The following is a 12,704-nucleotide window of genomic DNA, read 5'->3' on the forward strand; positions in this document are numbered from 1 at the left end:
AGGCCACGGGCGCCGCGGCCCCCCCTCTTCCCCCCGCGGCGCCCGTGCCCGCACCGCACCCGTACTCGAAGGAGCGTCCACCATGGCGTACCGCGCCATCCGCACCCTGACCGTCCTGACCGCCGCCGTGGCCCTCTCCGCCACCGCCGCCACCGCCTACGCCGCCCAGGACACCGGCCGGCACGCCTCGCCGGGGATCGTCACCGACTGGGCCCGCGCCTGGAACGGCACCGAACCCCAGGCGCTCGGCGCCCTGTTCACCGCCGACGGCGTCTACACCGACGAAGCCGTGGGCGTCACCTTCCGTGGCCGGAAGGAGATCTCGGGGTGGAAGGCCCGCGCCGACGCCCTGATCGCGGACGTCCACGTCACCGTCCGCTCCACCCGCGTCGACGGCGACCGGATCACAGTCCGGTCCGTCTACGCCGGCCACCTCAAGGGCGCGCCCAAGCCCTTCGCCGTGCCGATGACCACCGTGCTGGACCTCGACGGGAACCACTGCCGGATCGCCTCCGACCAGGACCACTACAGCCTGGCCACCGTCCTCGCCCAGTCCGGCCTGCCCGCCGACTGGACCCCGCCGACCACCTGACGGCAGCGGTCGGGCGGGCGACAGCGTCCGGCCTGTGGCCCGCCGCCGGACCTGCCGGGCCGGGGCGGACCGGGTTGCCCGGGTTGCCCGGGGACGACCTGAGACAGTGGCTGCCATGGATCGTCTTCCCGCGGACCCGACCGTCCTCCACCCGTTCCCGGACCAGCCGCGCGTGGTGCTGCTGAAGCCGCTGGTGACCTCGCCGCTGATCGAGGCCGGGGAGTACTCGTACTACGACGACCCGGACGACCCGACCGCCTTCGAGACCCGCAACGTCCTGTACCACTACGGGCCGGAGAAGCTGGTCATCGGGAAGTTCTGCGCGCTGGGCACCGGGGTGCGGTTCATCATGAACGGCGCCAACCACCGCATGGACGGCCCCTCGACCTTCCCCTTCCCCATCATGGGAGGCTCCTGGGCCGAGCACTTCGACCTGCTCACCGGCCTGCCGGGCAAGGGGGACACCGTCGTCGGCAACGACGTCTGGCTCGGCTACGGCGCCATGGTCATGCCCGGGGTACGCATCGGGCACGGCGCGATCATCGCGTCCGGTGCCGTGGTCGTCGACGACGTCCCCGACTACGGCATCGTCGGCGGCAACCCGGCCGGACTCGTCCGCACCCGCTACGACGACGCCGACATCGCCCGCCTGCTCGCCGTCGCCTGGTGGGACTGGCCCGCGGAACACCTCACCGCACACATCCGGACCGTCATGTCCGGCACCGTGGACGAGCTCGAAGAGGCCGCACCCCGAACCGTCTGACCCGGTGCGCCGTGCCCGGGGCCGGTTCGGGGTCGGTTCGGGGCCGGTTCGGGGTCAGTTCCCGTACACCGACCGGTACGCCACGGGGAAGTCGAAGTACGTGTCGGGATACGCCTCCGGCTTGTACGTGAAGTGCCACCACTCCTCCGGCAGGTTGACGAAGCCCTCGGCGGCCAGGGTGCCCTTCAGGAGCTGCCGGTTCGTCCGCTGAACGCCCTGGATCCGCGGGTCGTCGGTGTGCGCCAGGGTGTCGAAGCAGTCGAACCCGGTCCCCATGTCCACCGAGTCGTCGGGACGCCGTTCGTCCTGGGGCGCATAACAGGGGCCGGCGGGCCGCACCGGTGGGCCGGCGGCCGTCGGCGGGTCCCGCCGGACGATCGTCAGGTCCACGGTACTGCCCCTGCTGTGGCCCGACTTCTCCGCGATGTAGCCGTCCGCGAACAGCCGGTCCTTGGCCACCCGCGGGTAGAACTCGGCCTTCATCCGCTCGTCCCCGAGGTCCTTCGCCCACCGCGAGAAGTGGTCGACGGCCCGCTGCGGCCGGTAGCAGTCGTACACCTTCAGCGTGTACCCCTGCGGCAGCAGCCTCTGCTGCGCCCGGTGCAGCGCCTCGGCGGCCGGCCTGGTGAGGATGCACAGAGGATCCCGGTAGCCGTCGATGCGCCGCCCCGTGAAGTTGACCTTCGTGGCGTAGCGCATGTCCTGGACGATCGAGGGATCGACGGAGCGCAGCGCGACGAAGTCCTCGGGCGCCTTCGCCTCGGGCGCGGCGTGGGCGAGAGGAGCGACGGATCCCAGAGCCAGTGCCGCACCGGCGGCGACGAGCAGTGGCGTTCGCCTCTTCACAGGTTCCCTTCCTGCCGGGCCGTCATGCCCGCGTGCGCGTGCGCGTGCGCGGGCCGGTCGGTGCGGGGCCGGGGCCGGGGCCCAGGACGTTGTCGACGTACGCCGCGAGTGCGGAGCGCAGGCCTTCGGGGGTCATCTTCTGCTCGTCGATCAGGTGGGCCACGAGGTCGGCGCGGATGGCGGCGAGCAGGGCGTGGGCGGTGAAGTCCGCGTTGTGAACGCCGTCCACCTGGTCCAGCGCCTCGCGCAGCATCCCGTGCCACCAGCCGTAGTGCTCGGCCTGGTAGGGGCTGCTGAGCCCGGCGTCCTCCGCGGCCGCCATCAGGTTCCGGTTCTCGATCTTGAAGCTCAGCGAGGCGTCGAGGAGCGTCAGCACCTGCCGGCGCGGCGAGGACCCCGCCGCTTCCTGTGCCTCGCGTACGGCCTGGTGCAGGGGTTCGAGGCGGGAGGCGATCACGGCGCCGATCAGGCCGGCGCGGTCGCCGAAGCGGCGGAAGAGGGTGCCCTTGCCCACGCCCGCGGCCGTCGCGATGTCGTCCATCGACACGGTACGGGGGCTGGCGCTGGCGGCGAAAAGGGCGTCGGCGGCAGCCAGTACGGCCTCTCGGTTGCGCTGGGCGTCGGCGCGCTCCGGGCGCTGGGCCACGGGTCCTCCTCGGTCTTCGGCCTGTCCGGGCCCCGGGAATCATATGCGGCCGTTCCGGACGGGCGGCGGCCCTCACGACGTGGCGGATCCCGTCCCCTCCGGGCGTCCGAGCGGCAGCAGGTACTGGATCGGCTCGTCGAGATCGTCCAGGCCCAGCAGTTCGTGCGCCAAGTCGTCCTGCAGACCTCCGAGCGGGATGGTGGCCAGCCCGAACGCGCCGGCCGTGAGCGTCAGGGTCTGGGCCAGGTGCCCGGCCTCCAGCAGGCCCAGCCGCAGCGCCCGCAACCCGTAGCGGCGGCGGAGCAGCCCGAGGTCCAGGTGGACCGCCAGCACGGCCGGTGCCTCGTCGATCCCGACGCCGTCCGGGTCCCCGGCCGGCCGCGAGAGGTACGAGGACAGCGCCTTGAGCGCGCCGAGGTCCGGCGCCGGTCCGAGGGCGACCAGCGAGCGCCGCTCCGGCATGCAGTGGTACGTACCGGGGGCCAGTCCCGCCACGGAGAGGGCCAGCAGCCGTACCCGGACGCTGTAGAGGGCGCCCGCGCTCGGGTACGGGCGGTGATGGACGGCGCGCTCCGTGCCGTCGGCCAGAGCCTGCCGGGAGACGTGGCTCGGCGCGTGCGCGTGCCACAGCACCCCGCCCAGCTCCTGCGCGGTGAGCGGCCCCCGCAGCGCCCCGCGCGCCGAGCTGCGGCTGCGCAGCGCCGCGGCGAGGGACAGCTCCGGCAACGGGGCGGCGGGAAGCGCCCGTTCGGTCTCGGGCCGGTGCCCGGACGCCGCGCCGGGCCGCGCGATGCTCCGTACGGCGGTGTCCTGCGGACGGCCGATCTGGAACTTGCTCTGCTCCAGGTACTGGTAGTCGGCCGCGCGCGGGCCGGCGCCGAAGAAGCCGCCCCCGTCGCCCGTCTCCAGCAGGGCGCGCCCCGCGAGCCGGCAGACGGCCCGCTCCTCGTCGGGGGCGACCCCCAGCCGGTTGAACAGCATGTGGAGCTGCGAGGCCCACACCCACAGCCGGCGCTGTGCCCGCACCGGCGCGTCCGGCCGGTCCGCCTCGGGCACGGCGGTACGCATCCGGGCGTCGGCCGCGCGCACCTGCCGGGACCACTGCGCGAGCCAGGGATCGGCGGAGCCGTCGGCCAGCCCGGCGCGGACGGTCCGGGCCCGCAGCGCCAGGCTCGTGCGCTGCGCCGCGAACACCGTGTTGACCCGGGTGTGGACGGCGGCTCCGGGCAGCGGCCGCACCTCGGCGGCCCAGCGCCAGGAGGCGGCGTGCCGGCGCAGCCAGCCCGCCGCTTCCAGCTCGTCCAGGCCCAGGGCGTACGCCGTGGCGTGGGCCAGGTCCAGGGCGAGCCGCAGCCGGTCGGCCCGCCCGGGCACGGCGCGCAGGGCGGCGACGGCCGCGCGCGTCGAGTGCACGAACACCTCCTCGGCCACCGGGAGCGCGGCCGGGCCGCCGTAGCGCTCGGTCTCCGGCTCGTACGGAACCGCGCGCACCTCCCCGTGCCGGCCGGGCCAAGAACCGGCAGCGGTGGTTCCGGCAGCCGACAGGGCCAGCTCCGCGGCGAGTCCGGCCGCGTCCGCGGCCGCGTCCCCGGCGGACCCCGCGAGACCGCGGAACCTGATCCGCAGATGGGGTCCGCCCTCGTGGTAGCGGATGAAGAACCAGGCACCGCCGTCGGGCCCCGCCCCGTACCGGCCGTCCATCAGGGGCGCGAGCGCCCCGGTCACGAAGGCATCGGTGCCGGCGCCGTCGGTGTGCAGGGTCAGGTGCAGGCTCTGCCAGCCTCCCGCCGGAGCCGGTGCGAGGGCTGCCGCCCCGGCGGGGGACGCGGTCGCGTACGGGACTTCGGTCATCGAAATCGTCCTCACGGGAACGGGTGCGGGTACAAGGGGAGTTCGTCGTGCAGCAGCGGACGGGCGGTGCGCCCCAGCCGATGGGGCACCTCCAGCAGCCGGGGCAGCCCGAGCGTGCGGCGGTTGACGTGGCCGAACGTCATCGGGAGGGTGCCGGGCACGATCACCTTGGCGCAGTACAGACCCAGCCGGTCCCGGATCCCCGGCTCGTCCTGCGTGACGACGAGCACCTCCAGCCCCTCGGCCGCCAGTCGGGCGACCGTCTGCGTCAGCAGCCGGGTGAGGTCGGCCACCGGCGTCGGAGCGCCCGGCCACCGCTCCTGCCAGGGGACCTCCCGGACGTCGCCCCGGACGTCGTCGAACAGGAACTCCAGCCTGGGCTGCGCCTCGGGCAGGGTGTTCAGGCCCACGTGGTCGTCGAGGCCGACCACCAGCTCGGGCCGCCGGAGCATGGGGCGCAGCCGCTCCGGGTCGCGCGCCCCGCCCGGACCGGCCGGCCGGTGCACGGAGTCCTGCACGTTCGTGACGACCTCCGCCACCGCCGAGCGGATCGCGGCGCGCGGATCGTGATGGGCGCCGGCGGCCAGGAAGGCGCGCGGAGCGCCGGGGTGACCCCCCTCGTAGCGGCAGAGCGAGACCACCGCCGGGATGCCGAGGTCGTTGGTGGCGTCCAGCAGGCTCAGCCGGTAGCCCATCAGCGCGGCGCGCGAGGCCAGGGCGGTCACCAGCGGGTCGTCGGCGGGCAGGGCGATGCCGGGCAGCGGCGTCTGCGCGTACCAGGCCATCAGGAAGGCGTCCCGTTCCGCCACCTCGAACAGCCCGTAGAGCGCGGCCTCCTGGGGGCTGTTCCCGAGCCCGCAGCCGTTCGAGGACTCGTAGACCACCCGTGCCCGGCCGGGACCCCGCGCCAGGTCCCAGTACGCCACGTGCTCGGGCACCGCCCGGGCCCGGCCCTCGGTGAGCGACCAGCCGTACACCCAGTCCAGCTGCAGGTCGGCGTGGTACGGGACGGAGTGGGAGGCGGGGTCGCCCCGGTGGGCCGGATCGGGCAGACCGAGCCGGACGGGGTCCACGGCGGCCTCCGGGCCCAGCTCGGCGAACGATGCGCGCAGGACCGTGCGGCGGCCCAGCGGGCGCATCCCGGCCAGCCGCTCCACCCCCTCGAACAGCGCCACCCGCTCGCTGGAGCGGAAGTCGGCGGAGCGCCCGTACCCGCCGTCGTCGACCAGGCGGCCGTCCGTCACCCACGCGGTGGTGAGGGCGAAGGCGGAGTCCTCGGTGCGGAACAGGCGGCGCACCGGGCCGAACCGCTCGTCGTACAGCTCGGCCCGCAACCGGTCCGCCTCCGTGAGGTCGTTGGGGCCGCGCAGCACGGTGGGGTCGGGCAGCGGCAGAGGCGCGTCCGGGAACCCGGCCGCCGCCGGGGAGTCGGCCGGCAGCGGGCGGCACACCGGGCAGCCGCCGACCGGGCGGACACTGTGCGTGGACCAGGTGCCCCGGTGGCTCTGGACGATGTGGACGGTGGCCGGCGCAGCGCCGCCCGCCTCCGTGTCCGCCGCTGCGCCCGCCTCCGCGTCCGCCTCCGCGTCGGGCCCGGAATCCAGAAGGGCGGCGGCGAGGAGCAGGGCCGCCTCCGCCATGGCCGGGGTGCCGGTGCCGGCCAGCGCCATCCGGGGGCTCTGCCAGGGCACCCGGCCGCCGGTGGTGGCCAGTCGCCGGTACTCGACACACGCCAGGCACGCCCGCGCCCCCGGCTCCAGCACGGGCCCGATCACGGTCAGCGCGCCGTCCTCTCGCACCGGTACCAGGCGTACGGGACGGGCCAGCGCGTGGCGGCTGAGCCGCTCCGCCAGCTCCAGCGTCCAGGAGGTGAGGTGGACGACGGCGGCGCCGCCGGTGGTCTCCAGCGCCGCGGCCGGATCCAGGACGGGTACGGGGCCGGCGACGGTGGCCACCACTTTCGTGCCGGCAGCCGTCCCGGGCCTCTTCTCCGTGATCCCGATCATCGGGCTCCTCCCCACCCGGCCAGAACGGTGAATCCGCAGGTGTGCAAGGCGGCCAGGACCGGCTCGGCCGACCGGGCGGCTCCGCCGCCGCCGAGCTCCGCCCCGCCCGGCCGCCAGGGCTCGGGGAGCCGGCCGGTCAGCCCGGTCAGCCGGGCCAGCGCCGCGCACAGCTCCGGCTCCCGCCGGGAGATCCCGGCCAGCCAGCGGTCGGTCCACCCTTCGTCCGTCCAGGCCGCCAGCTCGGCTCCCGCCACGGCGAGGGGTGCCTCGGCCCCGCTGAAGGCGGCGTGCACCGCCCCGGCCGGACCGTGCTCGGCGGCCATGGCCCGGGTCACCGCGCCGAGCGCGGCGAGGGCCGCGGCGTCGGCGGCCGTCGCCTCCACCGCGCGTGCGGCCACCGCGGCGGTCCCGGCGAGGCCCGCCGGGTCCCGTACGACGGCCAGGTAGGTTTGCTCCGCGGGGAGCCGGTGAACCGTCATCTCCCTCGCGAGCCCCAGGTGCCGGGTCAGTACGGTCCACCAGTGGCGGGCCTGCGGATGTCCGCGCCATTCCTCCTCGCCCACGGCGCGGCCGGGGTCCGGGGAACCCGCGGCGGCGAGGGCGGCCCGGCGCAGGGCGCGCCCCAGGGCGTGCCCCGGTCCGGCGCCGACCGCCACCGGGCCCGGCAGCCCTTCGCCCAGGTGCAGTTCGGCCGCGCGGCACGCAGCGGAGACCCGGGCCAAGTCCGTCCGCGGCCCCCCGGCCACCAGCGGCCCGGCCACCGAGGTGCAGACCGCGAGCGAGGCGGGCAACTGGGGGAGATCCCCCGGCAGCGGTGCGTCGAGCACGCCCAGGTACGGGTCGCCCAGTGCCCCGATGCGGCGCAGCGTCTCGGCCAGATCGCCGGCGGGGGAGAGGGCGGGGGACGCGGGGTCGGCCGGCCCGCCGACCCAGGGACGGTAGGACGCGTGCGGAGGCCGGGCCAGGGCGACCAGTACGGCGGGACGGTCCGGCAGCAGCTGCGGGTCCTCCTCCCGGACGGCCGGATCGGGCAGACCGGCCGCGGCACACAGCAGGCGCTGCGCCGCGGCCCCGGCCAGCAGGGCCGTGAGGGCAGCCGGAGCCCCGGCCGTCCCCCGGGCGTCCGCCGAGCCGGTGCCGGTGCCGGTGCCGGTGCCGGTGCCGGTGCGCAGGCGTACGGCGATCGACTCGGCGTCCGTACGGGTGCGTTCCGGCTCGGCCGCGGCCGTGACGAAGCCGCCCGCGGCGGTACGGGCCACGGCCACGGCCACCGGCGGAGTGCCCGCGACCGCCACCACCCGCCCGGCCGGCAGGCCCCTGTCGCGGTACACATCCGGCGGGGTCCCCGCGCGGTCCAGGACACCGATCAGCGCGGTGGCGAGCGGCCCGTCGGGATCGGCCGCCGCGACCACGGGCCGTGCGGCGGCCAGGGCCGCGGCCGCGGGTCCGGGCCGGTGCGTGGAGGCCCCCAGCCAGGCGGGGGGTTCGGCCGCCCCGGCCGGATACTCGGCGAGCAGATCGTGCGCGTGCAGCTGCGCGGTCAGCGCGGCCAGCGCGCTCTCGACCCGGGGATCGGCCGGATCGAGACGGCGTCGGCCCGCTTCCCCGCCCCCGCCCGCGCCCGCGCCCGGCACGTCCTCGGTCCCGGATCCGTACCCGAGGCGCTCGGACAGCAGCTCCCACAGGGCGGGCAGGGCCTTGCTCCCCTCGAGCGTCACGCTCCCGTCCCGCCCGCGCAGGTGCAGACCCTCCCGCAGCGGGGTGACCGCCACCCCGGGCCGCAGTCGCAGGCGCACCGGTCCGACGCCGCTCACGGCGCCCCCTCCACGGAGGCGATGACCTCGTCGATGCGCGCCTGCCACCGGTGCCCGGTGAGTTCCGGCACGCTCCGTACGACGAGGTGGGCGGCGAGGTAGCGCTCCACGGGACGGACATCGCAGATGGTGAGGAGCCGGTACAGCCCGTTCGTGCAGGCCCGGTGGACCAGGTAGTCGGGGCGGCTCCACATCGTGCCCTGCGGGTCCGAGCGGTGCAGCAGCCGGTGGAACTCGCTGTACCGGGTCCGCGCCTTGCGGTCCCAGCGCTCGGCGGTGGCCCGGTCGCCCAGCGCCGCGGCCCGGTCCACGTACTCCTCGCGCACCCCGGTGAAGTCCGCGCCCGCCGCGAGCCGTTCCTCCGCGATCCGCCAGGCCCCGGCGGACCAGTCGGCCCAGGCCCGCTCCCAGCCGGCCGCACCCCCGCCCGAGATCCGGCCCACCAGTGCGGAGATCTGCTCGCCCACCGCCTCCCAGCGGCGGTCGAAGGCCGCCCGCACCCGCCCGTCGCGGTCCTCCTGGACGAGGAAGTCCTCCAGGTGGGAGACGTACGAGTAGTGGCCGCCGACCAGTCCTTCGGGGTGCGCGGCCGCATGGGCCGCGAGGGCCGCCACCACGAACTCGACCCGGGCGGCGGACGTGTCCGCGCGCTCGCCGAGGAACGCGGTGCCCGCCGCGAGGGCGGGCAGGCCCAGCGCCAGCAGCTCCTCGCGCAGCCGCACCCCGTCCGGGCCGATCAGCGCGTTCAGGGAGGTCAGGTCCACCGGCTCCACCCGTACGGTGTTGTCGGGCACGAGCGGACCGTACGGGGGCGGGATCAGCTCGGCCCGCCCCGCCGCCGCGGCCTGCGCCAGCAGGCGCTCCCCGTCGGCGGTGGCCCGCGACGGGTGCGAGGCCACGTGGGCGCGCAGCTCGGCGGCGGTGCGCCCGGCGGTGGCGGCCACCGCGTCGGGACGGCCGCGCAGCCGCAGCCGCAGGTGCGGGCCGTGCAGCCAGTGGCGTTCGACGTGGACGGTCAGCCCGTCCGCGGCGGCCCGCCGGGCCAGCGGCAGCACGGCGTCGCGCAGCAGAGGGGCCTTGACCGGCTCGTAGTGGTGGACGACCACGTCGAGGGCGGTGGCGGTGTGCGCGTCGGACCGGGCGGTGTCCGGGCCGGTGGCCGGGGCGTTCATGGGGTGTCTCCTCGGCGGATGACGGACGGGGTGCGTGCGGGCCGGTAGGTCTCGGCGACGAGCTCCACCGCATGCGCGGGGCGGCTCCGGCCGCCGAAGACGGGCAGCGACTCCTCCAGCACCGCCCCGCGCGGATGGCGGGCAAGCCAGCCGGGGAGGCAGCGCAGGTGCAGGGGGCTGCCGAGGTCCAGGGCCTGCGGCTTCGGCGCGCGCAGACTCCGTACGAAGTCCTCGGCGGGGCGGCCGGCGGGGGGCTCCGGGACCGGGTGCAGGAACAACTGCTCGGGCAGCCCCAGCAGGGCACGCCAACGGGCCGCGGCGGCGGCCGGGATCTCGCCGGGGTCGGCCGCGAGGTCGGCGCGGAGCGCGGCCACCACCCCTTCGGGCAGGTGCCAGCGCCGCCGGGCCAGCACCGCATGTCCGTGGCGCAGCCGAGGGGTCCGCCGCACCTCGCCGCCGGGGACGGCCAGGGTGTGGCGGGGGAGGAGCCGCCGGAAGTCCACGACGCCGGCCGGATGGTCGCAGAGGAACGGGGCGAGGCGCTGCGGCAGCATGACCGGGGCGAGGAAGCCCAGGTAGAGGACGTCGAGGGGTTCGCCGGTGGCCCGCACCCGAAGCCGGAGCTGGTCGGACTCCGGGTCGTGGACCAACTCCACATCGGCTTCGGCGAGCGCGCTGCGGTACCGGTCGGGGCCGATCTCCTCGCCGACCAGCAGCGGATGGAGATTGGCGTTGAAGCCGCCGACCGGCCGGACCTGGGCGGCGCGGGCGCCGTCGCCGAGACCGCGGCGGATCGCGCGGGCCACCTCGGCGGCGGCCCCGGGGGGCAGATCGTCCAGGAAGCGGCTGGTGAAGCGGCCCCAGCCGCCGTAGACGTGGTTGACGCAGAGCAGGCCGTCGGCGCCCTCGTCGGCGCTCCGCCCGCTCTGCGTGCTCCGGGCGCTCTGGACGAACCAGGCGTAGCTGAGCGGGCGGGCGGTGGTCCAGCCGGGCAGCCGGGCGGCGAGTGCGCGGACCTCCTCGGCGGGCAGGACGACCTCCTCGGCCCAGCCGCCGGGCGCGGCCGCCGCGGCGTTCCGTACGTGCTGGACGAACTCCTCCCGCAGGCGGGCCAGTTCGGCCAGCTCGGGGGAGAGTCCCGGGTCATCGGAGGGCCGGGCGGCGAGGCGTGCGGACTCCTCCCACGCGGCGGCGGTGTCGGCGCCGAACTCCCAGGGGGCCGGACAGGTCCCGCCGTGCCCGTAGCGGGCGGTGAAGCGCTCCAGCGCGGCCCTCCGCATCAGGTGGCCGAGGTCGAACAGTTCGGCCAGGGCGGTCAGTTCACCGAGCACGGCCCGGTCCGCGCCGGTCAGCCGACCGGACCCCGCGATGGAGGCGGCCGGGTACCCGGCGGCGCGTGCGTGGCCGCCGCGTGCAAGGCCGTCGGGCAGGTCTTCGGAGAGCACGTACGCGGAGAGCAGGTTCTCGGAGGGCACGTCTGCGGCGAGGACGTCTGCGGCGAGCACGTCTGCGGCGAGCACGTCCTCGGAGAGCACGTTCAGCGGGGCGGCATCGGCGGGCACGGGCCGGCCGGCGTCGGCCAGCAGGCGGCGCCAGCGGTCCGCCAGGCCGGCGAGGAGGGCGGGCCGCCCCTCGGCGGGCGCCTTCGCGAAGGCGCCGGTGTCGGCGGCGAGCCGCTCGATCCGGTCGGACAGGGCCGAGTCCTCGGGCCACTGCCGCAACCAGTCGGCCAGCGCACGCAAGGGGTACGGGTGCTGAGGATCGACGGGCGCCACCGGCACCAGCAGGCCGCCGTCGGCGAGCTGGCCGAGGAAGCGGCCGACGGCGGGGTCCGTGCCGGGGCGGCCGAGGGCCGGACCGAGCCGGGCCGCCAGCTCGTCCGGCGGCGCGGGCGCGGCCGCGAGCGCGTCGAGCGCGGTCAGGGCGGGGCGGGCGGCGAGCTCGACCGCCTCCTCGTGGGTGACGAGATACCGGCCGCCCGCGAAGAACGTGTGGTCCCGCGTGTACAGGGCCTGCCCGTCGGCGGTGTGCCGCGCGCTGCTGGTCATGCGATGGGGGAGCGTGCGGCGGCGGCGCGGTTCGTCCAGCAGCGCGCAGGCGAGCGCCTCGACGAGCGTCCGGTGCTCCCGCACCACGGACCGCAGCGGCGGGAGCGGTGGCGGTGTCCGTTCAGGTTCCCCGCCGGACCACCCCACGGCGGTGAACCACGACAGCGGACTGGTCTTCGTACTGGCACGCAGGGCGTGCCGCAGTACCGAGGGCTCCTCCTTGCGGGCCCTGCGCCCGCCTTCGTCCCGGGCGGCCCGGGACACCGCGCGCAGCAGGTCGGCACTGGTGAGCGCGACGGCCCGGTTGAAACCGGGGGAGCGGCACAGCTGCGCGAGGGCGGAGCGCTCGGCGGCCAGGGCGCCGGGGACGGCCGCCACCAGGTCCGTGAGGAGTACGTCGCGCAGCTCGCGCAGGTTCAGCCAGGCGCGGAGCCGGGGCAGCCGTACGGGCAGCTCGCCGAGGCGGTCCAGCAGGGCGGGCCGGGGGACGCGGCCGTTGTGCAGCGCCCGGCGCAGCGGGAGCACCACGTGGCGGTGGAACTCCTCGTCGTGGCCGGACCGGGAGGCGAAGAGGTCGTCGCACAGGGCCGGACGCAGTGCGTCCTCCTGCGCCGTGAGGGCGGTGAGCCGGTCGAGCAGGGTCCGTACGGGCGCGGCCTCGTCCGGCTGTGCGGGATGCGCCGTCACCGTGGTGCGGACCAGCGCGTACGGGGCGGTCCCCGACACGGGCGCGACGTGGTGCGCTGCGGCTGGCTGGGCGGGGTGCGGCAAGGCGGGCTCCCGTGGTGCGGTCTGGGACTGTGAGCTGTCCTGCGGCTCGGGCCTGATCCGGAAAGGCAGGCCCACGGGCCGCAGGCCGTGGGGGCGGGGGGGGGGGCGGGCCGCCGGGCCGGCGCGCGGCCGCCGCCCCCCGGCGCCCGCTCACCGCCCGCGGGACCCGGGCATGGCAGGCGGCCCCCCGCCCCC

General features: G+C 76.6%; 9 protein-coding genes. 2 read left to right on the top strand and 7 right to left on the bottom strand.

Features of this window, described 5'->3' with window-relative positions; all coding sequences use genetic code 11:
* Positions 1-82: 82 nt before the first annotated feature.
* Positions 83-592: a nuclear transport factor 2 family protein gene (locus ACFXGI_RS26470; RefSeq protein ID WP_384711410.1), complete on the top strand. Its 510-nt coding sequence runs from the start codon at positions 83-85 to the stop codon at positions 590-592.
* A 115-nt stretch (positions 593-707) separates the two neighbouring features.
* The gene (locus ACFXGI_RS26475; RefSeq protein WP_384711413.1) at positions 708-1,355 is read left to right on the top strand and encodes a CatB-related O-acetyltransferase; all 648 of its coding nucleotides are present in this window, start codon (positions 708-710) and stop codon (positions 1,353-1,355) included.
* Between the two features lie 54 nt (positions 1,356-1,409).
* Here ACFXGI_RS26475 and ACFXGI_RS26480 read toward each other — a convergent pair whose 3' ends face one another.
* From ACFXGI_RS26480 to ACFXGI_RS26510, 7 genes are all read right to left on the bottom strand, one after another.
* Positions 1,410-2,201, bottom strand: coding sequence for a M15 family metallopeptidase (locus tag ACFXGI_RS26480; protein ID WP_384711416.1), 792 nt, complete (start codon positions 2,199-2,201; stop codon positions 1,410-1,412).
* 22 nt (positions 2,202-2,223) lie between these two features.
* Positions 2,224-2,847: a TetR/AcrR family transcriptional regulator gene (locus tag ACFXGI_RS26485; RefSeq protein WP_384711419.1), complete on the bottom strand. Its 624-nt coding sequence runs from the start codon at positions 2,845-2,847 to the stop codon at positions 2,224-2,226.
* Positions 2,848-2,919: 72 nt separating this feature from the next.
* Positions 2,920-4,698 carry a thiopeptide-type bacteriocin biosynthesis protein gene (locus ACFXGI_RS26490; RefSeq protein WP_384711422.1) on the bottom strand — a complete coding sequence of 593 codons (1,779 nt, stop codon included), beginning with the start codon at positions 4,696-4,698 and terminating at the stop codon, positions 2,920-2,922.
* Between the two features lie 11 nt (positions 4,699-4,709).
* Positions 4,710-6,704, bottom strand: coding sequence for a TOMM precursor leader peptide-binding protein (locus ACFXGI_RS26495; RefSeq protein ID WP_384711425.1), 1,995 nt, complete (start codon positions 6,702-6,704; stop codon positions 4,710-4,712).
* Positions 6,701-8,518 carry a hypothetical protein gene (locus tag ACFXGI_RS26500; RefSeq protein WP_384711427.1) on the bottom strand — a complete coding sequence of 606 codons (1,818 nt, stop codon included), beginning with the start codon at positions 8,516-8,518 and terminating at the stop codon, positions 6,701-6,703. The genes ACFXGI_RS26495 and ACFXGI_RS26500 overlap by 4 nt, the downstream gene beginning before the upstream one ends.
* The gene (locus ACFXGI_RS26505) at positions 8,515-9,690 is read right to left on the bottom strand and encodes a lantibiotic dehydratase C-terminal domain-containing protein (RefSeq protein WP_384711430.1); all 1,176 of its coding nucleotides are present in this window, start codon (positions 9,688-9,690) and stop codon (positions 8,515-8,517) included. The genes ACFXGI_RS26500 and ACFXGI_RS26505 overlap by 4 nt, the downstream gene beginning before the upstream one ends.
* A complete protein-coding gene (locus ACFXGI_RS26510) occupies positions 9,687-12,464 on the bottom strand; it encodes a lantibiotic dehydratase (RefSeq protein WP_384711433.1) in 2,778 nt (925 codons plus the stop codon). The genes ACFXGI_RS26505 and ACFXGI_RS26510 overlap by 4 nt, the downstream gene beginning before the upstream one ends.
* Positions 12,465-12,704: the final 240 nt, after the last annotated feature.

Origin of the sequence: Streptomyces sp. NPDC059355 (assembly GCF_042752335.1) — a bacterium.
GTDB lineage: Bacteria > Actinomycetota > Actinomycetes > Streptomycetales > Streptomycetaceae > Streptomyces.